Origin of the sequence: Enterovibrio makurazakiensis (genome assembly GCF_050336585.1) — a bacterium.
Lineage (GTDB): Bacteria > Pseudomonadota > Gammaproteobacteria > Enterobacterales > Vibrionaceae > Enterovibrio > Enterovibrio gelatinilyticus.
On sequence record NZ_JAKJSE010000004.1, the window covers coordinates 380,316 to 403,824 of the forward strand.

Genomic DNA, 23,509 nt, shown 5'->3' on the forward strand with positions numbered 1-23,509 from the left:
GTTGTGATTATGAAGCTTTCGGAGCTAAAACCGGGTTTGAGCGGGCAGGTAGTGTCATTGTCGAGTGTGCCTTCTATACCACGCAAGAAGTTAATGGCTATGGGGCTGTTGCCAGATACGGATGTTCAGGTTATTCGCCTTGCGCCGATGGGGGATCCAATACAAATCCGTGTCCTTGGTTGCGATATTGCGCTTCGAAAGAGTTTAGCCAATCAAATTGAGGTAACGATGCATGCAAAGTAAGCAGTTACTAACCGTTGGTAACCCTAACTCGGGTAAAACCACACTGTTTAACCGCTTGACTGGGAGCCGACAAGAGATTGGCAACTGGGCAGGTGTCACGGTTGATAAAAAAACCGGCACTGCACTCCTTGGAGAAGACGCATGTGCATTGACGGACTTACCGGGCATATACACATTAGACAATGCCGATGGTGAGAACAGCCTTGATGAGTCAATCGCTATTTCTGCGCTATTTTCATTGCCTAGTGATTTGATCATTAACGTGCTTGATGCGAGTTGTCTCGAAAGAAGCTTGTACCTTACGCTGCAGTTACGTGAGTTAGGACGACCAATGGTTGTCGTTTTGAACAAGATGGATATCGTTAGCCAACAAGGTTTTCATCTCGATACAGAACGACTGGCTCAAGCATTGGGTTGTCCTGTTATGAGTGTCACAGCGACAGACCCTTTGTCAGTTAGTGCGCTGAAAGTCGCCCTGTCTGAAACAATTAATAGTAGTGAACCTCTTTCTGCGATCTCGCTGGATTACGGTATTGATGTGGAATCTTCCATTTCTACGCTGTCTGTCGGTTTGCAGCAGCAAGGCGCAACGTATGAAAGGGCTAAATCGATTCGCCTTTTGACTGGCGATCGTGCGTTACTCAATCAAATGGCGGTCGAAACGCACACCTTGCTAAATAATGTGCGTGAGAAACAACTTGAGAAGGTCGACGTCGACCTCGTTATCGCGAATGTGCGCTATTCGAAAGTCGCTGAAATCTGTCATCAGTGTAAAAAGCAGATCATCCCGCTTAAAGCGCGTATTACCGATGCGATAGACAACGTCATTTTGAGCCGCTATTTTGGTTTACCCATCTTTTTCCTCATTATGTATTTGATGTTTATGTTTTCGATAAACATAGGCAGCGCTTTTATTGATTTCTTTGATATCAGCACCGGCGCATTGCTGGTCGATGGTGCGCATTTCTTATTGGATAGTCACTTGCCAGTATGGTTGGTCACCTTGTTGGCTGATGGCGTAGGGGGTGGTATTCAAACCGTCGCAACCTTTATCCCCGTTATTGCCTGTCTCTATCTGTTTATGTCTTTGCTCGAAAGCTCTGGTTACATGGCTCGTGCTGCCTTTGTGTTGGACAAAGCGATGCAAAAAATCGGCTTGCCGGGCAAAGCATTCGTTCCATTAGTTTTGGGTTTTGGGTGCAATGTTCCGGCGATCATGGCAACGCGAACGCTTGACCAAGAGCGGGAGCGCCGTCTGGCAGCGGCAATGGCACCTTTTATGTCATGTGGCGCTCGTTTGCCAGTCTATGCCCTGTTTGCAGCGGCTTTCTTCCCTGAAAATGGCCAGAACGTGGTGTTCTTACTTTACCTTTTGGGTATTGCGATGGCGGTATTTACCGGCATGGTGCTTAGACGCACAATCTATCCAGGTGATAGTGATGCATTTATGATGGAAATGCCGCGCTACGAATGGCCTCGTTTGAAAGATGTTGGACTTAAAACTTGGCACAAGCTAAAACGTTTCGTGTTGGGCGCAGGGAAGACCATCGTGGTCGTGGTGACCGTGCTGAGCTTCATGAACTCTCTGGGTACTGATGGATCTTTTGGAAACCAAGATTCAGAGAACTCAGTGCTGTCTAAAGTTGCTCAGACTGTGACCCCGATATTTGCGCCAATCGGTATTCAAGAAGATAACTGGCCTGCCACCGTCGGTATCATTACCGGGATCTTTGCAAAAGAAGCTGTCGTAGGGACGCTAAACAATCTCTATGCATCGCCAAGTGATGCAGACGTGTCTGACTATGATCTTCTTGCGAGTTTACAAACGGCACTGCAGACAATTCCCGAAAACCTGTTAGGACTTAACTTTTCTGATCCTTTGGGACTTGATGTTGGTGATTTACCCGATCAACAAGCTGTGGCAGAAGAGCAAGATGTTGATTTGAGCATCTTTGCTAACCTAAGCGTGAATTTCACAGCGGCAAGTGCCTTTGCATATTTGGTGTTTATATTGCTTTATACACCGTGTGTGGCAGCAATGGGTGCATACGTGCGTGAATTTGGTCGTCCATTTGCTGCGTTTATTGGCAGTTGGACCATGTTGCTCGCTATTGTCTGTTCAACATTGGTTTATCAAGTGGGCATGATTTTGGAAACGCCAATGCAAAGTGGCGTTGCCATTGCGGGCAGCCTGATGGTGATGTGGGCAGCGATACATTTGCTTAAACGCCAAGCTAAGCGAGAGTTGGTGGGGAATGCACTGGCATTATGATTCTTGATGATCTTCGTGACTATATCAGCGCAAACCCTCAATGTACGCTGTCAGAGTTGGCAAAACATTTTTCACTGTCAGAAGATGGCATTGATGCAATGCTAAATGTTTGGGTCAAAAAAGGTCTGCTAAAAACAACGATATCTCAATCTAGCCGAGGTGTTGAACGTCGATATCAATGGGTGATAAACCAAGAATTAGGTATCACTGTGATTCAGTGAAATCTGAAATACACCGATGACGGGCTAAGTGATTGGCTTCGTGATCATGATATAATCGACGATAGAAAAAGCGCAGTGAGATAATGACTGCGCTTTTTTTTGTCCAGCAAGAGGGCAGCAATATGTTGGCACGCTATGGCTGGTTTTTAAGATATTTCCCAGAAGCAATTTTACGATGTTGCCGGTGAAAACCCGTCGATTTCATTAAGGTGTGCTTTCCACATTTCAACAACCGCGGCTTGGCTTTCATCGTTTCGTGTTATTCCTTGAGTGTTACCCCAAACGGGAGCAGGCCAAGCAGCGTCATCTTGAAAGCGAGCAATATGATGTACATGCAGTTGAGGCACCATGTTTCCTAACGCCCCCATATTTAACTTGTCAGCGTTTGTGTGAAATTCGAGCTTCGCTGCCAATAGTGAGGATTCACGCATGAATTGCTGTTGGTCTGTATCGCTAAGATGGTGTAGTTCAGTGACTCCATCGACTTTGGGTACCAAAATTATCCAAGGCCCTATGTTTTCTTTGCTGAGCAAAATACGGCAAAGTGGAAAATCACCCAGCCAAGTCGTATCTGCCTCTAAACGCGGATGAAGCTCAAACGTCATTTTGTTTTCTCTTCTTTTTCAAACTCACTCAAAATTACTGTCAATTTTCATAAATGTAAACCAATGACAGAGATAAAACTCTGTGATGATGGAATGAAATGGAATTGCGCAATTGTCATAGAAAAATCACAAAAACCGACACCTATCGGCGATTAAGACATCGTTTTTCTGATTTCGGATTAGGCTAAAGAGAATGAAGGTGACGTTGAAAAGGCTGCCAAGCCTGCATCGTGGGAGCAAGCATGGATTACATAGAAGTGCTGGACTTTTGGTTTGAAGACGCAGAAGCGCCACAAACCAATGACACTATCAAAGCGATGTGGCTTTATGGGGACGAAAGTTCGGATAACTTCATTCGTGAACGTTTTTTGCCTTACGTGAGCATGGCGGGTGAGGGTAAGCTCTCTCAATGGCTTGAATCACCACTTGGTGCACTTGCTCATATCATTTTGTTGGATCAGTTCAGTCGACGAGTCTATCGAGGGCTGAGCGCGGCTTTTCGCTATGACGAATTTGCGCTTGCGTTGTGTAAGCGAGGGCTAGCGATGGGGCAGGACCAGAGTCTGCTGCCAATTCAAAGGGTGTTTTTCTACACTCCGTTACAGCACTCCGAATACGCGGAAGACCAAGAAGAGGCGCTGTTTAGATTCAGTCAATTGTGCCAATCAGCGGAGCCGTCTGAAGCGGGCTTATTTGAGAATTTCTTCAGGCAGGCACGGAATCACTACGAAATTATACAGCGCTTTGGACGCTTTCCTCAGCGCAACGCATCGTTAGGTCGCTTGTCGACTGAGAATGAAATGGTGTGGCTTGCGAATGGTGGCGCGAAATTGGGACCTTAGCTTCATATTGCGCAATGGTAGATAAGTCCACATCGCGGTTAGAGCCAAACAATCAATGTGAACTAACAAACAACCTCAACGCTCAGAGAGATCTGACATCAGGTAAAGGTTGCTTGTGTTCGTCTCGTTTAGCGAACCATCGGCATCACTCGGTTTCTACCCCGATGTTTGGCGTCATACAATGCTTCATCAGCCCTTGCTAAAAACTGGAAGCCTTGCTCTCCCATCGCGCGTTCAGCAATGCCAAAAGAGGCGGTAATTGAGTTGATTTTTTTCCCTGTGCGTTTGTCTGTGACAGAAAGACGCTCCAAGGCTTTCCGCGTTTTCTCAGCAATTAACCAAGCCCCTTTTATAGAGACATCGGTAACCAGCACTGAAAACTCTTCGCCGCCAAATCGATATACCGTTGCCACTTCTTGCATATTTTGTTCAAGCTTGTTCGCTACGATCTTGAGGACACCGTCGCCCATTTGGTGACCAAATTCGTCATTGAACAGTTTGAAGTGATCGATGTCGACCATGATAAGACAAACGTTATTGTTATTATGAACATGTTCGGCAAGTGCCAAATCAAAGGCGCGTCTATTGAGGCAGCCTGTTAGTGCATCATGGGTAGCTTGCTTACGGTAGTCTTCCAACTGTTGCTTGAGTTGTTCGATTTCTGTTCTTTGTGCTTTTACATGCAGTTGGTACTGCTCGGTTGCCGCGAGGAGATCTTGCGAGCCTTGTAAAAGATCGTGGGTGATTTTTTTACTTTCATTTCCTTGAAGATTGCGATTCTTTACGCCTTCCAATTTGGTAACGGAAGAGTTCAGAATGTCTTGGAATTCTTCAGTATTGGATACGGTTGTATCCATGCTACTACCAAGGTCTGCGGCTAAATCCTGTACTTTTTGGCGGAACGTATCGAGTTCTTTCGTTGCGTCATCAAGTAAATACGTTTCGATGAAATCGTCACATTGTTCGACGGTGCAAAGCCCGTCCTTTTTTACGATGGCATCAACCGCGCGATTTAGGGCGGGATGGGTACCAGCACAATAGGCATACCACAATGAAAAGTAGTGCGGTGTAGTTGGTACTTTATATTTCACCATCAAGGGTACTGCGCGTTTAAATACCCTTGTGGCTTCAATCAAAGCATATTCATTCATTCCAGATTCTCACTTCCATGTCAAAGCTATCAGTAATGATATGCACAAACCGTACGCCGTGTTAGTTGAGAACGAAAAAAGCCCCAATCTTTACGATTGAGGCTCTCATTTTGTGAACAGGGTTCAGATTTTTGTTTACATGCGTTCCAGCGTGTTGATACCTAGAAGGCTAAGTCCTTGCTTGATGGTTTTGGCTGTCAGCGCAGCAAGTTTCAAGCGGCTTTGCTTTGTTTCACCTTCGGCATTAAGTACTGGGCAAGCTTCATAGAAGCTAGAGAAAGTACCTGCAAGCTCAAAGAGGTAGCTACACATAATATGTGGCTGACCTTCGCGTGCAACGGATTGAACCGCTTCTTCAAATTGCAGCAATTTAGACACCAATGCTTTTTCTTTTTCATCAGCGATGATGATGTTGCCTTCAACCGCGTTTGCATCAATGCCCGCTTTAGCGAAGATAGAAGCCACACGTGTATAGGCATATTGCATGTAAGGCGCAGTATTACCTTCAAATGCCAGCATGTTATCCCAATCAAAGATGTAATCTGTAGTGCGGTGCTTAGAAAGATCAGAGTACTTAACTGCTGCCATGGCAACGGTTTCAGCGATGTTTGCTTTTTCTTCCGCAGACATGTCTGGGTTTTTCTCTTCGATCAGTTTCTTTGCACGCACCTCAGCTTCATCTAACAGATCAGCCAAACGCACTGTGCCGCCAGCACGGGTCTTAAATGGGCGACCATCTTTACCCAACATCATGCCAAATGCATGGTGCTCTAAGCTCATTGATTCTGGGATATAGCCAGCTTTGCGAACAATAGTCCAAGCTTGCATCAAATGCTGGTGCTGACGGGAGTCAATGAAGTACAGCACACGGTCGGCATTGAAGGTTTCGTGACGGTATTTGGCGCACGCGATATCGGTGGTAGTGTACAAGAAACCACCATCACGTTTTTGGATGATGACACCCATAGGCTCACCGTCTTTATTCTTGTATTCATTAAGGAATACAACGGTTGCACCATCGCTTTCTTCAGCCAAGCCTTTTTCTTTTAGGTCAGCCACAATACCTGCAAGCATGCTGTTGTACATGCTTTCACCCATCACGTCTTTGTCAGTCAAAGAAACATTAAGACGGTCGTAATTGCGTTGGTTTTGCTCAAGGGTGATTTTAACCAGTGTCTGCCATTTCTCTTTGCAGTACTCATCACCACTTTGAAGGCGAACTACATAATTACGTGCCGTTTTGGCGAATTCTTCATCTTCGTCGTACAGTTTCTTCGACTCACGGTAGAAACCTTCGATATCGCTAAGATCCATCGAAATATTGCCACCTGCCGCTTCATGGCGCTCAAGGTTGGCAATCAACATACCAAACTGTGTGCCCCAATCACCAAGGTGGTTTGCGCGAATAACGTTATGACCCAAGAACTCAAGGGTGCGAACGACGGCATCACCAATAATGGTTGAACGAAGGTGTCCAACGTGCATTTCTTTCGCTACGTTAGGCGCAGAGTAATCAACGACAATGTTTTGTTTTTGATCTTCAGCAACACCTAAACGGCTGTCAGCCAACGCGATCTCGGCTTGCTGGCCTAACCACTCAGGGCTCAGGAAGATATTGATAAAACCTGGGCCTGCAATTTCAGTTTTCGATGCAATGCCTTCAAGGTCCAATACATCCAGTACTTTTTGCGCGAAATCACGAGGATTACCACCAAGCTTCTTTGCTACGCCCATGATGCCATTGGCTTGGTAATCACCAAATTGTGCTTTTGCCGATTGACGTACTGCAGCTGGGCTGCCTTCTGGTGCACCGGCGGCGACCATAGCTGCCGATACTTTTTCATTGAGAAGGGCTTGAATATTCACGTGTTTACCTTAATTTTGATACCCGATTGACTCTAGCATGACCTTCGGCCATGACGGTGAGCTTACTGGCAATGGTACTAAAGCAAAAATCCGTCAACGATACCCAATGAAAAGCGCTCATTGCAGGGCATGGTTGACGGCTTTAATACCGTGCGTTCAGCACCGAAAACGGGTGCAGATTGATAGGCGTAATAATACCCACAAATAGATGTAGTTTGAAACCCATATACGGTGAAATACCGTGATTTCATTGTCGCTGAGTCTTGTTCATTTTCTTGCAGTGTGTTTCTGGAGAAATTTCACTCATTCGATACGCAATGGTAATACGTTTCTCGCAGTGGGATACTTGGCGTGATTTTTTGACTAACTAAGAGATTTCCATGTCAGCACTAACCGTTGATCGCCTTCTTTCTTCACTTGAACCTTTTAGTCATCGTTTAACGGCGTTGTTAGAAACGCTGGGCATCGATCTTACACCGTATGAAGCCGACCATATAGCGCTTCGCGTTAACGACATTGGCCTTGCCAAAGAGCTGCATCAAGCTTGGTTAATTCACGGTGAGGAAATATCCGTGAATAACATCAATGGTCGTCCCATCGTAGTCATTAAGACGCGTGATGCTTTATCGTTTGGAGAGTGGGAAACACGCTGTGTTGAGCTACCGTACCCGAGTGAAAAAATGTATCCAGAAGAAGGGTGGGAACATGCAGAGTGGGTTATTCCGTCTGACGCCACCACTCCTGAAGCGTTATTGGAGGATATCTTCTCGCTGTTTCCGTCACTTCAATCACATTGGGATGAACTGAAAGATAAAGGCGTAAAGGTGAAACTGAGTTCGCCTTCAGGCGAGGGAGAGCGCTTGGCTAACCCTACCGTGGCATTCAAGGCAAATGGCGTGTGCGTCAAGCTGCATCCGGTAACGCTAGAACAAGTGATTGAGAGTGAACAGTAGAAAAACGGATTTTCAATTAAGTAGAGGGGCAAATAGCCCCTCTAACTATATGTATACAAGTGCGATGCGGTGTTTACAAAATTACGGTCTTGTTGCCGTACACGAAGACTTTGTCTTCCAGTACCAAACTTAATGCGTTGCTCAATACCGTTTTTTCGACGTCACGTCCTGCTTTTACCATGTCTTCAGCGCTGAATGTGTGGTCAACGTGCTTAATGTTTTGGTCGATGATAGGACCTTCATCGAGATCATTGGTAACGAAGTGCGCCGTCGCGCCAGTAATTTTCACGCCGCGCTGGTATGCCTGATGATAAGGGCGAGCACCAATAAACGCAGGTAAGAAGCTGTGGTGAATGTTGATGATTTGACGCGGGAAGCGTGCAACAAAGTTTGGTGTCAATACACGCATAAACTTCGCCAACACGATGTAATCAGGTGAATATGAATCGATAATGTCGATGACCTGATTCTCATGCTCTTCGCGCTCCACGTTTTCATGACTCACAAAGTGGAACGGAATATCGAACTTCTCAGTTAATGCCGCAAGGGTATTGTGGTTACCAATGACAGCAGCGATATCAACTTCCAGAGAGCCATCATAGGCTTTCATCAAAATGTCGCCCAAGCAGTGAGATTCTTTGGTGACAAGAATGACAACACGCTTGCGACGTTTAGCGTCAACAAGGCTACGATGGCTGCCTGCTGGTAATGCCTGATCGATATCCATTAAGAAGGTTTCATCTTTAAAGATGCCTTCAAGCTCTGTGCGCATAAAGAACTGCCCAGTGCTGTGATCAACGTATTCGTTGTTATGGATAATGTTGAGTTGATGTTTGTAACAAATGTTGGTGATTTTGGCGATGAGGCCTTGCGCGTCCGGACAATCCGTCAGCAGAGTCTTTCTTTCCATAGAAGCGTGAATCTCGCGAAGTCAAAGTGGTGCTGTAAAGCAAATACGGTTTCCATTTGTTTTACGCTGAATTTTCCATTAGGTCAAAAAATCTGGGTTGATGGTTTGGGTAGACGGAGAGATTGCCCTCGTTTTTTCATCTTTATGCTCTCACTCTTAAACCTTTCCCGCTTGATGAATGGCAGCGTGATGGGTTTGTTGGCATAATGCAGTCCTTTCCAATACTGTACATATGACCAATGATTTCGAAGGTTTTCTCCACAACAGGTGCGCTCGCGAAAGCGATTAAAGGCTTTCAGCCCCGCCAACCGCAAACAGATATGGCGATGGCTGTCGAGCGAGCGATCAAAGATAGCTCACAGCTGGTGGTAGAAGCGGGAACAGGTACAGGCAAAACCTACGCCTATCTCGCGCCTGCACTGCTTAGTGGCAAGAAAACCATCGTCAGTACGGGGTCGAAGAACCTCCAAGAGCAACTTTTTCATCGTGATTTACCCTTGATGATGAATACCTTAGGCTTTACGGGACGTGTGGCGTTGCTAAAAGGGCGTTCCAACTACCTTTGTCCTGAGCGATTAGGGCATCAAGTGGTCGAAAGCCATGATGGACAGGCGGATCCCACGTTACTCACTCAGCTGATTAAAGTGCGTAGCTGGTCGTCTGAGACAAAAACAGGGGATTTAGGGGAGTGTGATGATTTGGCGGAAGATAGCCCAATCATTCCTACCATTACATCAACGAACGACAATTGCCTTGGCAAAGAATGCCCAAGCTACAAAGAGTGTTTTGTTGTCAAAGCCCGTAAAAAGGCGATGGATGCTGACCTTGTCGTGGTGAACCACCATCTCTTCTTAGCCGATTTAGCCATCAAAGAGACTGGGTTCGGCGAATTGATCCCAGAGGCGGAAGTGTTCATTTTCGATGAAGCCCACCAGATCCCAGACATTGCCAGCCAATACTTCGGTCAAAGCCTGTCTAGCCGCCAGATCCAAGAACTCGCCAAAGATATTCATATCGCTTATCGCACTGAATTACGAGATACCAAACAGCTCGACAAAGTCGCCGATCGCTTGTCCCATTCGGCATCGGATTTGCGCATTGTGCTCGGCGAGCCCGGCTTTCGTGGTAACTGGCGTGAAATTAGCACCTCTCCAGCAGTCGCTCGTGAGTTGGTGAGATTGGCAGATGCACTCACGCTTGCGTACGATGTGATCAAGCTGTCGCTTGGACGCAGCCAGTTGCTCGATGCGGCATTTGAGCGCACAACATTACTAAAAGCGCGATTGGAGCGACTCAGCGATACCACGATTCCTGGGTATTCCTATTGGTATGAGTGCAGCCGTCACCATTTTAGTTTGAACATTACGCCGTTGTCTGTGGCGGAAAAGTTCCGCGAACAAATTCAGATGCAGCAGGGCGCGTGGATATTTACGTCAGCGACGTTAGCGGTAAACGATGATTTTAGTCATTTCAGCCATCGCTTAGGGTTAGAGCCCGCTGAGCAATTCACACTACCAAGTCCATTTGACTATGAAACTCAGGCTATCTTGTGTGTGCCTCGGTTCTTGCCCGAGCCAAACAGTTACGGGCTGGCAGATAAGCTGGTGGACATGTTGGCGCCGCTGATAGAACAAAATAACGGTCGCTGTTTTTTCCTTTGCACGTCTCACCAAATGGTACGCGATTTGTCGGAAGGATTTCGCGAACATTTTGATTTGCCTGTGTTGGTGCAGGGTGAAATGTCGAAACAGAAGCTATTGGCTGAGTTTATCGAACTTGGGAATGCGTTACTGGTGGCGACAGGCGCGTTCTGGGAAGGGATCGACGTTAGAGGACAAGCGCTGAGCTGTGTTATTATTGACAAATTACCGTTTATATCGCCTGACGATCCTCTGTTGAAAGCGCGAATTGAAGACTGTCGCCTGCAAGGTGGAGACCCGTTCTCTCAGGTTCAAATCCCTGACGCGGTGATTACATTAAAGCAGGGCGTTGGTCGGTTGATCCGCGACAGAAGCGATCATGGCGCACTGATTATCTGTGACAATCGTTTAGTGAGCCGTCAATACGGCGAGACATTTTTGCGCAGCTTGCCGCCTATCCCAAGAACGCGAGATTTAGCAAAAGTCAGTGAGTTTCTCATGGCTATTGATGCTAGCGAGAAAGACGCTAGCGATGAACGAGATGAGCAATAAGCGTTATTAAGGCGCATGTAAACAAAAGAAACAATTAACAGACATAAATAACTACGATGTTGCTCAAACTACAGCGACACCCGAGGCGTAAATGACTTCTAAAATTCTTGCCGTCGATACGGCAACTGAAAACTGTTCTGTGGCATTAAAAGTGGGTGACGAAACGATCGCTCGCTGTGAAATTGCGCCACGTGAACACACCACGAAAATCTTACCAATGGTTGATAGCGTATTGGCAGAAGCCGGCTTGACGCTGAATCAATTAGATGCGTTAGCATTTGGTCGTGGGCCAGGAAGTTTTACCGGTGTGCGCATTGGTATCGGTATTGCGCAAGGACTAGCGTTCGGTGCGAACTTGCCAATGGTGGGGGTTTCTACTCTGGCAGCCATGGCGCAGCAGGCGTATCGCCGTCACCAAGCTGACCACGTGCTTGCAACCATTGATGCACGCATGAATGAAATTTACGCAGGTGGCTTTCAACGTCTTGATAACGGTGACTGGACAACGGTTGTGGAAGAAGCGGTATTACCTCCGGCACTGTTCAATCCGCAACTGGCAAATGCCTCATGGTTTACGGCAGGAACAGGCTGGCAGGCCTACCCAGATTTGATAAGCCAGCTACACTTAGAAACAACAGATAGCGGCGTTTTGTATCCAGAAGCTGAAGACATGCTTATTCTTGCGTATCATGCGCTTGCGCGTGGTGAGGCTGTGGATGCAGAACATGCAAGCCCTGTTTATCTGCGTGACACCGTAGCGTGGAAAAAGCTACCTGGTCGCGAATAATTCTGCATTTTCGTTTGCAGCTAGGATAAAACGAGCCGAGAAGAGCAGCCATGGTTTCAATTCAAGGACTACCGCAACCGATTCAGCGTCCAGCGAGTGCAGGGCGTAAAAAATCACAGAAGGCGCAAGCAGGAGCTGAGGTTACTCAGCCAACGGTTGTTGCCAAAGCGGTGAGTCAAGGAATTCGCAACCCAGAGCTCGCACAAGACGCCCACCAACAGATCCATTATGATTTACCCGATGGTCGAAGCCGGCATGCGCTTCTCTCCTACATGGAGGTGAAGAATCAAGCGAGGCGTGAGGAAATTATGGCAATGTTTGGTGTGGACGTATTTGTATGAATGCGGGATAAATTCAACTCCTCGTACCACTTAATTAACCTCGTCTGTGATAGGCTTCGCGCCCTCTGAAAACAGAGCGAAGCCGATACAGCTTTCAGCAGTGCATCATGGTATTAGAACAAAAACAATTTGCAGTGAGGTTTGGGAATCTCGCCGCGCAGGTTTGTCTGTCTGAGACTCAAAAGCCTATTTTGCTAATGCTTCATGGCTGGCAAGACAATAGCGGAAGTTTTGAACCTCTTGTTCCCCTGCTAACCGAACATGTTGACCTAGTGATGCCTGACTGGCCTGGACACGGCTTGTCTGATCATAAAGGTGCCGACAGTTTTTACCCTTTCTTCGACTACGTGGATGATTTGCACCAACTGATTTTACAGTTGGGTGATAGAGAGATCTTCCTCGTTGGTCATTCATTGGGCGGATTGGTTGCTTCATGTTGGAGTGCCGCGTTTCCAGAACGTGCGAAGGGGTTGGTGATGATTGAGGCACTTGGCCCGATGTCTGAACGAGACGACAAAGTGGTTGATCGTCTTCGTCATGGCGTCGAAAGTCGCCAAAAAATTAAAGCACCGAGAAGTTTGCCGTCATTGGATGCGGCGTTAAAGTTGCGCCGTGGCATTAATAAAGTATCCATTGAAGATTTAACCCCTTTGGTGACCCGTGGCATTCAGCAAGTGGGTGAAGAGTGGCGTTGGAGACACGACGCCAAGCTAAAGACAGAATCGATTTATCGTATGTCGATGCACCACGCGGAACACCTCATCAAAGGCATACAATGTCCAGTTCTCGCGATTATTGGCGACGACGGATATCCAGAATTACGCAGCCCACTCGCTGAACAGCGCAAAGAGTGGTTTAAGGATTTGACCGTTGAAATGGTAAGAGGTACACACCACTGCCATCTTCAAAGTCAGGAGAAAACTGCTGCGTTGATCATTGATTTTGTGACAAAGCTACATCTCACAAAGTGTGGTGATGTTAATTGATTGTTACTCGTGGTCTAATTGGGTGTTAAAACACTCGTTTGAATTTTTGCTTCTGACGTGGGCCAAGACCCGCGATATTAAATAGGAGAGATCAAGTGGATAAGGTTTGGCATAACCGCTACCCATCAGATGTACCAGCGGAAATTACCCCGAACATGTACCCATCTTTGGTAGAAATGTTTGAAAAGTCGGTTCAAAAATATGCCGACCAAACTGCCTTTATTAACATGGGGCAGGTCATGACTTTCCGCAAGTTGGAAGAGCGCAGTCGTGCATTTGCGGCTTACCTGCAAAACGATCTTGGTCTGAAAAAAGGCGACCGTGTCGCTGTGATGATGCCTAACTTGCTGCAATACCCTATTGCGTTGTTTGGTATTTTGCGCGCTGGCTGTGTAGTGGTTAACGTTAACCCGCTATACACCCCGCGTGAGCTTGAACACCAATTAAATGATTCAGGCGCTGCCGCGATCGTTATCGTGTCGAACTTTGCTCACACGCTTGAAAAAGTGGTTGATAACACGAGCGTTCGCCACGTGATTCTGACCAGTTTGGGCGATCAGCTTCCTCGTGCGAAAGGTACAATCGTTAACTTCGTGGTGAAGTACATCAAGAAGATGGTGCCGAAATACAGCCTGCCACATGCTACCTCAATGCGCCTTGCTCTCAAGAAAGGCCGTCGCATGCAGTACGTGAAACCGTTTATGACGGGCGACGATATTGCGTTCCTGCAATACACGGGCGGTACGACAGGCGTGGCAAAAGGCGCGGTGCTGACGCACAAAAATATGCTGGCGAACGTGGATCAAGCCAAAGCCATGTATGCGCCTGTACTTCAAGAAGGGCGTGAACTCGTTGTGACTGCGCTGCCGCTGTATCACGTATTCGCGTTGACAGTGAATGGCTTGTTGTTCATTGAGATGGGCGGTCAGAATCTGTTGATCACCAACCCTCGTGACATCCCAGCTTTCATTAAAGAGCTAAAACAACATCCGTTTACTGCTATCACAGGCGTGAATACCCTGTTTAATGCCTTGCTGAACAATGAAGATTTCCATGAATTGGACTTCTCTAAGTTGAGTCTGACCGTCGGCGGTGGTATGGCCGTTCAACGTGCAGTGGCTGAACAGTGGAAGAAACTGACTGGCAAACACTTATTGGAAGGTTACGGCCTAACCGAATGTTCACCATTGGTTGCTGCCTACCCGTATGACTTGAAAGACTACAATGGCTCAATTGGCTTGCCAGTGCCTTCAACCGATGTTCGTATTGTTGATGATGAAGGCAATGTTGTGTCTAACGACCAAGTTGGCGAGCTTCAAGTTAAGGGCCCTCAGGTGATGCAAGGTTACTGGCAGCGTCCTGAAGCGACCAAAGAAGTGCTGACTGACGATGGTTGGTTATCAACGGGCGACGTGGTGAAGTTTGACGAAGATGGTTTCTTACATATCGTTGACCGTAAAAAAGACATGATTTTGGTGTCGGGCTTCAACGTATACCCGAATGAAATCGAAGACGTCGTTGCGCTGCATGGCAAAGTGTTGGAAGTGGCCGCGATTGGCCAGCCACATGAAACCTCAGGCGAAATCGTCAAGATTTGCGTTGTAAAGCGTGACCCAAGCTTGACCAAAGAAGAGTTGTTGGCGCATTGTCGTGAGCATCTTACGGGCTACAAAGTGCCTAAGATTGTCGAATTCCGAGAAGATTTGCCGAAAACCAATGTCGGCAAAATTTTGCGTCGCGCGCTGCGTGAAGAGCAAGAGGCGAAACAAGCAGAAGCATAAACCCCTCGTGCGCTTTGATGTTGAAGGGCGTACAATAAAGGGCATATGCCTTTGAAAACATGCTGGCTTATGCCAGCATGTTTGTTTCTGGTCCCATACCCACTCAAGCACCTTCTGTTTGCTTGTGTATCGCCGCGATTAGGTCAGGCTCTCGGGCGTCAAAATTAAATACGGATGACAGTGTGAACTTTGAAATAGTAACTGAAGTATCTCAACTCGAACGAGTTTGTGAGCAAGCGAGAAAGGTTCCAGCAGTGATGTTGGATACAGAGTTTGTTCGCACTCGAACACTTTATCCAAGATTGGGTCTTATCCAACTTTATGATGGAGAAACCTTGTCTCTGATCGACCCTATTGAGCTCGATGACATGACTCCGCTTTGGGCACTGCTTACAGATGAATCCGTCATTAAAGTGCTACATGCTTGCAGTGAAGATTTGGAAGTGTTCCATCATTATTCTGGTGTCATGCCAACGCCAATGGTCGATACGCAGATCATGGCGGCATTTTTAGGTCACGGTCTGTCTACGGGTTTCGCTGCCTTGGTAGAAGAATACTTGGTGGTGACACTTGATAAAGGTGAAGCGCGAACTGATTGGTGTGCCCGCCCGCTGTCAGACAAACAACTTGAATATGCCGCCGCTGATGTGTTCTACCTGTGGCCTTTGTATCACCTACTTGCTGAACGTATTGAAGCTGCGGGCTGGCAAGAAGCTGTTATACAAGAGTGCAATCTGATTGTTAGCAAGCGCGGAAAGACAGCGGATCCAGAAAAAGCCTATTTGGATATCAAGAATGCATGGCAGCTTCGTCCTAAGCAACTGGCTGTGCTTAAAAAGCTGGCGAGCTGGCGTTTACAAGAAGCTCGTCGCCGAGATTTGGCGCTGAACTTTGTGGTGAAGGAACTTCATCTTTGGAAAATGGCGCGTTTTGATATTCGTTCATTGGATAAAATGGCTGATGAAGGGTTTGACCGATTTGAAGTTGAGCGTCACGGTAGCCGAATGCTACGTATGGTTTCAGACTTGGATTCAATGCTTGAGTCGGACTACCCAGAAACCATCGTGCGTCTCGTTGACATGCCAGGCTACAAGCAGATGGTCAAAGACATCAAAGACCAAACCAATGCCGTCGCGGAAAAGCTGGGTGTAGTGCCTGAGTTTATCGGGTCGAAAAAACAAATTCACCAAGTGCTAAAGTGGGCTTGGATAAATGAGCAAAATCCAGAGAAAATGCCTGATTTGCTTTCTGGGTGGCGTAAAGCTTACTTGGAAGAACGCGTTATGCCTTTGCTCAATAAACCTTAAGCAGGGCAGAACAGCAGCATAAAAAAACCGGCGAAAGCCGGTTTTTTTATTGATGCTTATTTGTCTTCGTCAGGCAAAGTGACGTTGAGCTCTAGAACAGACAAATCGTCATCTCGTTGTTCGAGAGCCACAGAGACTTGCTCTGGAGAAATATCAACGTACTTACGGATAACGTCAAGGATATCCTGTTTTAGCTGAGGCAAGTAAGTGGGCTCTGAACACCCGGCGCTGCGACGTTCGGCAACAATGATTTGCAAGCGTTCCTTCGCAACCGATGCAGATGCTTTCTTTTTCGGACGGAAAAATTCCAGCAGTGCCATGTTCTATCCTCCAAATAGTCGTTTTAGAAACCCTTTCTTCTCTTCTTCCAAGAAGCGGAATGGGCACTCATTGCCGAGTAGGCGACTGATAGCGTCGGCATACGCTTGTCCGGCATCGGATTCTTCATCCAAAATGACAGGTTCGCCTTTGTTTGACGCATGCAAAACAGATTGGCTTTCTGGGATAACACTCAATAGAGGTATACGCAGAATCTCTTCCACGTCAGCGACGCTTAGCATCTCACCGCGGTTAACGCGCACTGGATTGTAGCGCGTCAGGAGAAGGTGAGTTTTCACTGGGTCCTCACCGTTTTCAGCGCGGCGAGACTTGGAATCCAAAATGCCTAGAATACGGTCTGAATCGCGTACTGAAGAGACTTCAGGGTTCGTGGTGACAATGGCTTCATCAGCAAAGTATAGCGCCATCAGGGCGCCCGCTTCGATACCTGCTGGTGAATCGCAGATGATGAAATCGAAATCCATCGCTTTAAGGTCGTCAAGAACACGGCCCACACCTTCTTTCGTCAAAGCATCTTTATCGCGCGTTTGAGAGGCGGGAAGTACATAAAGATTTTCAATGCGCTTGTCTTTGATCATTGCCTGATGAAGGTTTGCTTCACCATTGATAACATTAACAAAGTCATACACTACGCGACGTTCGCAGCCCATGATGAGGTCAAGGTTACGTAGACCAATATCAAAGTCGATAACTGCTGTTTTCTTCCCAGCTTGAGCAAGGCCAGTTGCAATGGCTGCACTTGAAGTGGTTTTACCCACGCCGCCTTTGCCTGAAGTGATTACGATAATTCGAGTCATTCCTCAATCCTTTGGATAATTACAGTGTGAGGGGTTCAATGTTTAAAGAGTCTTCTTTGAGTGAGACTTTCACCGGTTGAGCTGCGTATTGCTCTGGGATGGATTCACTCAGCCAGTATGTACCAGCAATAGATAACAATTCTGATTGCAGGTTCTGGCAGAAAATGTGGGCTTCTTTTTGACCGCTAGCGCCCGCTATTGCACGTCCACGAAGTACGCCATAGATGTGAATACTGCCATCTGCAATGATCTCTGCGCCAGCACTCACATGGTTTAGCACGACCAAATCGGCGTTTTTTGCATAAACCTGTTGGCCTGAACGAATCGGCGTTGTGACGACTTTTGTCGGCGTTTGAATAGGGTCATTGACCCGAGTTTGGTTTGCCGGATTCATCACAGCGAGTCCCGCGAGTTTTGCCGCTTCACGGTAAGTATTTTGTTTGCACCCTGTGACACCAACAACCAGCATGCCAGTCTGTTCTATCGTGGCTTTCAATGCCGAAAAGTCAGGTTGTCGATGCAGTCTTGAAATATCGACCACAACGGGTGCGCCGTCGAAGAATGCCGGTGCTTGGTTCACCTTATCGGAAAGAATCTGCATAGCGCTATCTAAGTCGTCATCTAATAAATGAAGGACAGAAAGCGTAAATGAACTGCCTTTGAGCTCAGCGTTTTTGGTCATTAGATGTTGTCCTGATGGCAGTTGTTTGCGCTGATTTTACGCGTATTAATGTGTCTCGCAATGGGAATAATGCCTCCTTGCAATGTAACGATTGGGGCGAAATATCTGTGTAAAGAACAGATGGATACACTTTTCCGCTTCATCCCCAAAAATATGAGGGACGCACGCATTATCAGACTGTGTTCAGCATGGTATATTCATGGAAACTTTGCGGCAAGCATGAACGCCGTTTGTGGCGTTTTAATCGTCGAATTCATAACAAATATCTAAGCGATTTCTCTTTATTGCGAAATCGCAACACTGTGAGGTACAAGGTGTATTGCGCAATCTATAAGAGCAGTAAAAAAGAATCGACCTATCTTTATGTAAATCGTAAAGATGATTTAGGGGATGTACCTCAACAATTGTTACAAACTTTTGGGAACCCTCAGTTCGTTATGATGGTCAACCTAGATAAAAGAGAGAAGCTTGCGATTGCGGATCTTTCCAAAGTGAAAGAGAGTTTGCAGAACGAAGGTTTCTATTTGCAACTGCCACCACCACCTGATGGGGCACTGCTACATATTCGAACAAAAAACACCAAGTTATAAAGGAGCGCTATGCGTAAAGGACTGATAGGGATACTCATTGGGGCTGCATTGTCTTTGTCAGCACCCGTGTTGGCAGAAAAGCCCAGCTTTGATGAGTATGTGACGGGTCTTAAGCAAGAAGGCTCGGCGAAAGGGATCGATGCTCAGTTACTTGAGCAGGCATTTGATGGTATTCGTTATCGAGAGAGGGCAGTCAAAGCCGACCGAAATCAGCCTGAGAAACGACTCACGCTGGATGAATATATCCCGCGCGCGGTACCTGATTGGAAAGTGAAAAAAGCCCGTCGTTTGTATGACGAACATTATGATGATCTAAAACGTATTGGTGAAGAATACGGCGTACAGCCTCGTTTTCTTGTGGCGCTTTGGGGGGTTGAAAGTAACTTCGGCGCGTTAACGGGTAATTTTAATGTCGTCGAAGCATTGACGACATTGGCTTATGACGGTCGACGTGAAGCGTTTTTCCGCAAAGAAGTGTTTTCAGCATTAACTATTTTACAAGAAGGCCACATAGCGCCTAATGACATGAAAGGGTCATGGGCGGGGGCGATGGGGCAATGTCAGTTTATGCCGAGTTCCTTTATTTCATTTGCTGCTGATGGAAACAACGACGGTAAAAAAGATATTTGGACCTCGAAACCAGATGTATTTGCGTCATCTGCTAATTATTTAAAAAATGCAGGATGGGATGATGAATACACTTGGGGACGTCAGGTAAAAGTCCCAGAAGGCATTGGCAAAGAAATGTCAGGTTTAAGTCAAGATAAAGCCAAAACTTTGGCAGAATGGCAGGCTGTTGGTGTGCGTCGTATGAATAATGCAACGTTGCCGGATGTCGATATAAAAGCGTGGTTGATCCAGCCGGATGATGAATATGGGCGTAGTTACTTGGTCTATGGGAATTATCAAAGCTTGATGAAGTGGAATCGCTCTCACTATTTCGCTATTGCAGTGAGCCATTTAGCCGACAGAATTAAGCATGGATAAGATTTCTTCGTATGAAGAATAGCGTTATACCTTGTATATCACATGGTCTTTTATTGGTGATTAGACGATGAGAATTCAGTCAGATAGATACAAATAGATACAAGGTGAGAGTGATAACAGTTAGACGACGTAAGAAAATAGCATCATATGAAACAGTAAAGTGATGGTGCGACTAACAATGAAAAAAGGGGCGTAAGCCCCTTTTTTCATTGTTCAACAAAAACGAGAGGTTTTTGTTGTGACAATAAACATTCGATTACAGTAGGAAATCTTCGATTTTCTTACCGCTGTCTAGTGCTTCTTTAATTGTCTTTGGCGTACGACCTTGACCAGTCCACGTTTTTTCTGAACCGTCTACATCGATGTACTTATATTTAGCTGGGCGAGCAGCACGCTTTGATTTTGGTTTAGCACCACCCAGAGTAGCCAACAGTTCCTCAGGATCAATACCGTCTTTGATCAGCATTTCACGGTATTTCTCAAGTTTCTCTAGACGCTCTTTTTCCGCTTCATGAGCTTCTGCTTCAGATTCTTCGCGCTCAGCGACGACAGTTTGAAGTTTCTCAAGAGCTTCTTGTAATTGTTCTAGGGAAAGTTCACGTGCAACGGCACGAAGGCTACGTAGATTCAATAATACTTTCAGTGCGTCAGACATTATGCCTATCCTATTCTCTGTTTATAATAATTAGCTTCGAGGCTAAGAGTAGCAAGAATTATTAATTCTATGCAATATTTGTTTAATTAAATATTGAAACATTAGATATCGAAATTAAAAAAAAGTGCAAATTGAATTAAATCGCATCATTTACTTAGTACAGAAGTTGTTTCATTTTTGTAGAATGTACAATAAATCTGTCAGGCGTGTTTAGCTTTGTGTGCGATCAGAGAGCGGGAAAGGAAACTTGTTTGAGAGTTGTAAATGCAATGGTGTGGATGTGTAAAATCATTGAGATGGATATTGCAATGTCTCTCATGTCACCTACAATACGCTGGCATTATGCACGTAGAGGTGCGTGATTTATCAGTAACACGTTTTAGGGTGATGCCAATGAGAACGTGTGAAAGGAAATGACGCCGAAGTAAGCTTTGCCTATCAAGCTGTCTTGCTGGGGTTGTAATCGAAAGATACAACACTGCCATAGTATTGGGATTTAACTATGGAGCGCTACTGTAGGGTTTAAGAATGCGTTTAACCATCATTCTATTTCAGTGGTTTCCGTTTCTGCAGTAGATCTCCAACCTCATAGGTTGATATAGAGATCATGAATTTAGTCGATTTTTCCGCGTCATCATTATCGGTATTGCCCGCGATTCTCGCGCTGGGCCTCGCCATTGTTACTCGTCGTGTTTTGTTATCTTTAGGGCTGGGTATTCTTTCAGGCGCTGTGCTACTGAATGACTTTTCTATCTCGGGAACAGCATCTTATTTATTCGGTCTTATCAAAGGCTTATTTATTGCCGACGGCAGTATTAATAGCTGGAACATGAGCATCGTTGCTTTTCTTGTCTTGCTGGGTTCTATCACCGCATTGATTACCCTTTCCGGAGGCACGCGCGCTTTCGCTGAATGGGCTCAGACACGTGTTAAAAGTAAACGTGGTGCTAAATTGCTCGCGGCTTTTCTCGGTGTTTTCATTTTTGTCGATGACTATTTTAACAGTCTAGCCGTGGGTGCAATCAGCCGCCCCGTTACTGATCGCTTCCATGTTTCTCGTGCGAAATTGGCATATATTCTTGATTCCACTGCGGCACCTATGTGCGTCATCATGCCAGCCTCTAGTTGGGGGGCTTATATCATTACGATTGTTGGTGGCATTCTTGTTAGTCACGGTGTCACAGAGTACAGCCCACTAAGTGCATTTGCGCATATGATCCCAATGAACTTCTATGCCATTTTTGCGCTGCTGATGGTGTTTGCAGTGGCATGGTTCCAAATGGATGTTGGCCCGATGCGTCGCTTTGAATACCAAGCATCAACTGGCAGTCGTCTTGGCGATGACGAAAATAGTGATACTTCACTTGATGATGAGTTAGGTATTAAAGAAAGTGACAAAGGCCGAGTTACAGATCTCATTGTGCCGATTATTGTGCTGATTGTGGCGACCATGTCTTGGATGGTTTACTCAGGTGCACAAGTTTTAGCGGCCGACGGTAAAGCATTTTCTATCCTCGGAGCGTTTGAAAATACCGATGTAGGTATGTCTTTGCTGTACGGGAGTGCAATGGGACTGTTCGTGGCATTGGTGACTGTGTTTAAACAGGGTATTCCAGTATCAGACGTGGCTCAAACCGTTTGGGTTGGCTCTAAATCTATGTTTGGTGCCATCTTAATTCTGCTTTTTGCATGGACAATCGGCAGCGTCATTGGCGACATGGCAACGGGTAAGTTCTTGTCTACCTTGATTCAGGGAAATCTGTCACCACAACTGTTGCCTGTTATTTTGTTCTTGTTGTCTGCAGCAATGGCATTTTCGACAGGAACTTCTTGGGGAACCTTCGGCATCATGTTGCCTATTGCCGGTGATCTATCTGCTGCGACAGATATTGCGTTAATGCTGCCTATGTTGTCCGCGGTACTGGCGGGTGCAGTATTCGGTGACCATTGCTCGCCGATTTCAGACACGACCATTTTGTCGTCAACCGGTGCGCGTTGTGGCCATATCGATCACGTATCTACGCAACTGCCTTACGCACTGGCTATTGCCTTGGTGGCGGGCTTGTCCTACTTGGTCTTAGGCTACACGGATTCGCTGTCAATATCGTTGCTGGCGGGTATGTGCGCGTTTGTATTGGTTTGCGTATTATTTGGTTGGCTATCTCGTCGCCCAGGTAAGCTGGCTTAACATCTATTCGAAAAACCTCCCAGTCGGGAGGTTTTTTTGTATCATTTCGCGGCTTGCAACGCTTTTAGCCCTTCGCTTTTTTCGGTAGCATGCCAGCGTCTTTTTCTCGGGAGAGCCCAATGGCCCAGCTGTATTTCTATTACTCTGCAATGAACGCAGGGAAGTCGACGACACTTCTGCAATCGTCATTCAATTACCAAGAGCGTGGCATGAATCCGCTTATCTTCACTGCTGCCATTGATGATCGCTATGGGCTGGGTAAAGTCAGTTCACGTATTGGCCTTCAAGCCGACGCGCAATTGTTCTCACCTGAAGACAATATTTTTGCTGCAGTGAGCGACATCAACAGCAATCAAAAAGTCGATTGTTTGTTGGTAGACGAGTGCCAGTTTTTGACGAAAGAACAGGTTCATCAAATTACCGAAGTGGTCGATAAATTACGCATTCCAGCATTGTGTTATGGCCTTCGCACTGACTTTCTTGGTGAGTTGTTTGAAGGATCGAAATACTTACTGGCGTGGGCAGACAAATTGGTTGAGCTTAAAACTATTTGTCACTGTGGACGCAAAGCGAACATGGTTATTCGAACTGACGCTGATGGCAACGCCATTGCCGATGGTGATCAAGTGGTGATTGGCGGCAATGACCGCTATGAGTCTGTTTGCCGCGTACATTACAAAGAAGCGTTGGGTAAATAGGCGCAGCTGAAATCCAGCATCTACAGGTTGTTTGGGTATATTCAGTTTCAAAACAAAGAATAAAAAAGCGGCGATTATCGCCGCTTTTTTTGTGTCTGAGTCAGCAATGGCTGTGC

Annotated in this window: 23 protein-coding genes and 1 riboswitch; of the genes, 15 read left to right on the forward strand and 8 right to left on the reverse strand. The window is 46.3% G+C overall.

Translation table 11 applies throughout. From position 1 onward, the window contains the following. The first annotated feature begins 9 nt into the window (after positions 1 to 9). The 3 genes from L4D06_RS01770 to L4D06_RS01780 are packed head-to-tail and all read left to right on the forward strand — an operon-like array spanning position 10 to position 2,736. Positions 10 to 243, forward strand: coding sequence for a FeoA family protein (locus L4D06_RS01770; RefSeq protein WP_274163801.1), 234 nt, complete (start codon positions 10 to 12; stop codon positions 241 to 243). Beyond that, a complete protein-coding gene (feoB, locus tag L4D06_RS01775) occupies positions 233 to 2,515 on the forward strand; it encodes a Fe(2+) transporter permease subunit FeoB (protein ID WP_429737664.1) in 2,283 nt (760 codons plus the stop codon). Before L4D06_RS01770 ends, feoB begins: the two co-directional genes overlap by 11 nt. After that, positions 2,512 to 2,736: a FeoC-like transcriptional regulator gene (locus L4D06_RS01780; RefSeq protein ID WP_429737665.1), complete on the forward strand. Its 225-nt coding sequence runs from the start codon at positions 2,512 to 2,514 to the stop codon at positions 2,734 to 2,736. The genes feoB and L4D06_RS01780 overlap by 4 nt, the downstream gene beginning before the upstream one ends. Before the next feature lie 170 nt (positions 2,737 to 2,906). On the opposite strand, the gene L4D06_RS01785 is transcribed toward L4D06_RS01780, so the two are convergent. Then, positions 2,907 to 3,341: an HIT domain-containing protein gene (locus L4D06_RS01785; protein ID WP_274163798.1), complete on the reverse strand. Its 435-nt coding sequence runs from the start codon at positions 3,339 to 3,341 to the stop codon at positions 2,907 to 2,909. 242 nt (positions 3,342 to 3,583) lie between these two features. On the opposite strand from L4D06_RS01785, the gene L4D06_RS01790 reads away from it, so the two are divergent. Next, positions 3,584 to 4,183, forward strand: coding sequence for a DUF924 family protein (locus L4D06_RS01790; RefSeq protein ID WP_429737666.1), 600 nt, complete (start codon positions 3,584 to 3,586; stop codon positions 4,181 to 4,183). 128 nt (positions 4,184 to 4,311) lie between these two features. Here the strand turns inward: L4D06_RS01790 and L4D06_RS01795 are convergent, their stop codons facing one another. Together L4D06_RS01795 and argS are read right to left on the reverse strand one after the other, a co-directional pair. Next, positions 4,312 to 5,334, reverse strand: a complete 1,023-nt coding sequence (locus tag L4D06_RS01795) for a GGDEF domain-containing protein (protein ID WP_274163796.1) — start codon at positions 5,332 to 5,334, stop codon at positions 4,312 to 4,314. Between the two features lie 135 nt (positions 5,335 to 5,469). After that, positions 5,470 to 7,200, reverse strand: coding sequence for an arginine--tRNA ligase (gene argS, locus L4D06_RS01800; protein ID WP_274163795.1), 1,731 nt, complete (start codon positions 7,198 to 7,200; stop codon positions 5,470 to 5,472). A gap of 380 nt (positions 7,201 to 7,580) precedes the next feature. On the opposite strand from argS, the gene L4D06_RS01805 reads away from it, so the two are divergent. Further along, positions 7,581 to 8,153: a VOC family protein gene (locus L4D06_RS01805; protein WP_429737667.1), complete on the forward strand. Its 573-nt coding sequence runs from the start codon at positions 7,581 to 7,583 to the stop codon at positions 8,151 to 8,153. 73 nt (positions 8,154 to 8,226) lie between these two features. Here L4D06_RS01805 and purU read toward each other — a convergent pair whose 3' ends face one another. Next, positions 8,227 to 9,063 (reverse strand): formyltetrahydrofolate deformylase, encoded by an 837-nt coding sequence (gene purU / locus L4D06_RS01810; RefSeq protein ID WP_429737668.1) that lies wholly within the window; start codon positions 9,061 to 9,063, stop codon positions 8,227 to 8,229. A gap of 239 nt (positions 9,064 to 9,302) precedes the next feature. On the opposite strand from purU, the gene yoaA reads away from it, so the two are divergent. From yoaA to rnd, 6 genes are all read left to right on the forward strand, one after another. Next, a complete protein-coding gene (gene yoaA / locus L4D06_RS01815) occupies positions 9,303 to 11,255 on the forward strand; it encodes a DNA repair helicase YoaA (protein ID WP_429737669.1) in 1,953 nt (650 codons plus the stop codon). A 91-nt stretch (positions 11,256 to 11,346) separates the two neighbouring features. Continuing rightward, positions 11,347 to 12,042, forward strand: a complete 696-nt coding sequence (tsaB, locus tag L4D06_RS01820) for a tRNA (adenosine(37)-N6)-threonylcarbamoyltransferase complex dimerization subunit type 1 TsaB (RefSeq protein ID WP_274163791.1) — start codon at positions 11,347 to 11,349, stop codon at positions 12,040 to 12,042. Between the two features lie 50 nt (positions 12,043 to 12,092). Continuing rightward, positions 12,093 to 12,383, forward strand: coding sequence for a chromosome segregation ATPase (locus tag L4D06_RS01825; protein ID WP_274163790.1), 291 nt, complete (start codon positions 12,093 to 12,095; stop codon positions 12,381 to 12,383). A 107-nt stretch (positions 12,384 to 12,490) separates the two neighbouring features. Beyond that, positions 12,491 to 13,369, forward strand: coding sequence for an alpha/beta fold hydrolase (locus L4D06_RS01830; RefSeq protein WP_274163789.1), 879 nt, complete (start codon positions 12,491 to 12,493; stop codon positions 13,367 to 13,369). Positions 13,370 to 13,464: 95 nt separating this feature from the next. Further along, positions 13,465 to 15,150, forward strand: coding sequence for a long-chain-fatty-acid--CoA ligase FadD (fadD, locus tag L4D06_RS01835; protein WP_274163788.1), 1,686 nt, complete (start codon positions 13,465 to 13,467; stop codon positions 15,148 to 15,150). 182 nt (positions 15,151 to 15,332) lie between these two features. Further along, positions 15,333 to 16,457, forward strand: a complete 1,125-nt coding sequence (gene rnd, locus L4D06_RS01840) for a ribonuclease D (protein WP_429737670.1) — start codon at positions 15,333 to 15,335, stop codon at positions 16,455 to 16,457. A gap of 56 nt (positions 16,458 to 16,513) precedes the next feature. Here the strand turns inward: rnd and minE are convergent, their stop codons facing one another. From minE to minC, 3 genes are read right to left on the reverse strand one after another with little or no spacing between them, the layout of a single operon-like run. Beyond that, positions 16,514 to 16,777 carry a cell division topological specificity factor MinE gene (gene minE / locus L4D06_RS01845; protein ID WP_274163786.1) on the reverse strand — a complete coding sequence of 88 codons (264 nt, stop codon included), beginning with the start codon at positions 16,775 to 16,777 and terminating at the stop codon, positions 16,514 to 16,516. Between the two features lie 3 nt (positions 16,778 to 16,780). Then, entirely contained in the window at positions 16,781 to 17,593 is an 813-nt protein-coding gene (minD, locus tag L4D06_RS01850; RefSeq protein WP_429737671.1) for a septum site-determining protein MinD, read from the reverse strand. Positions 17,594 to 17,612: 19 nt separating this feature from the next. Continuing rightward, positions 17,613 to 18,275 carry a septum site-determining protein MinC gene (gene minC / locus L4D06_RS01855; RefSeq protein ID WP_274163784.1) on the reverse strand — a complete coding sequence of 221 codons (663 nt, stop codon included), beginning with the start codon at positions 18,273 to 18,275 and terminating at the stop codon, positions 17,613 to 17,615. Between the two features lie 314 nt (positions 18,276 to 18,589). Here minC and L4D06_RS01860 point away from each other — a divergent pair, with 314 nt between their 5' ends. Together L4D06_RS01860 and L4D06_RS01865 are read left to right on the forward strand one after the other, a co-directional pair. Then, entirely contained in the window at positions 18,590 to 18,865 is a 276-nt protein-coding gene (locus L4D06_RS01860; protein WP_274163783.1) for a YcgL domain-containing protein, read from the forward strand. A 9-nt stretch (positions 18,866 to 18,874) separates the two neighbouring features. Further along, positions 18,875 to 19,852 (forward strand): lytic murein transglycosylase, encoded by a 978-nt coding sequence (locus tag L4D06_RS01865; protein WP_429737672.1) that lies wholly within the window; start codon positions 18,875 to 18,877, stop codon positions 19,850 to 19,852. Positions 19,853 to 20,108: 256 nt separating this feature from the next. Here the strand turns inward: L4D06_RS01865 and L4D06_RS01870 are convergent, their stop codons facing one another. Next, positions 20,109 to 20,507 carry an H-NS family histone-like protein gene (locus L4D06_RS01870; RefSeq protein ID WP_274163781.1) on the reverse strand — a complete coding sequence of 133 codons (399 nt, stop codon included), beginning with the start codon at positions 20,505 to 20,507 and terminating at the stop codon, positions 20,109 to 20,111. A gap of 341 nt (positions 20,508 to 20,848) precedes the next feature. Further along, positions 20,849 to 21,028, forward strand: a riboswitch (Lysine riboswitch). Positions 21,029 to 21,114: 86 nt separating this feature from the next. Between L4D06_RS01870 and L4D06_RS01875 the strand changes: the two genes are divergently transcribed. Together L4D06_RS01875 and L4D06_RS01880 are read left to right on the forward strand one after the other, a co-directional pair. Beyond that, complete coding sequence (locus tag L4D06_RS01875) at positions 21,115 to 22,695, forward strand: Na+/H+ antiporter NhaC family protein (RefSeq protein WP_274163780.1); 1,581 nt, start codon at positions 21,115 to 21,117, stop codon at positions 22,693 to 22,695. A gap of 119 nt (positions 22,696 to 22,814) precedes the next feature. Beyond that, positions 22,815 to 23,393: a thymidine kinase gene (locus tag L4D06_RS01880; protein ID WP_017008861.1), complete on the forward strand. Its 579-nt coding sequence runs from the start codon at positions 22,815 to 22,817 to the stop codon at positions 23,391 to 23,393. Positions 23,394 to 23,509 lie beyond the last annotated feature (116 nt).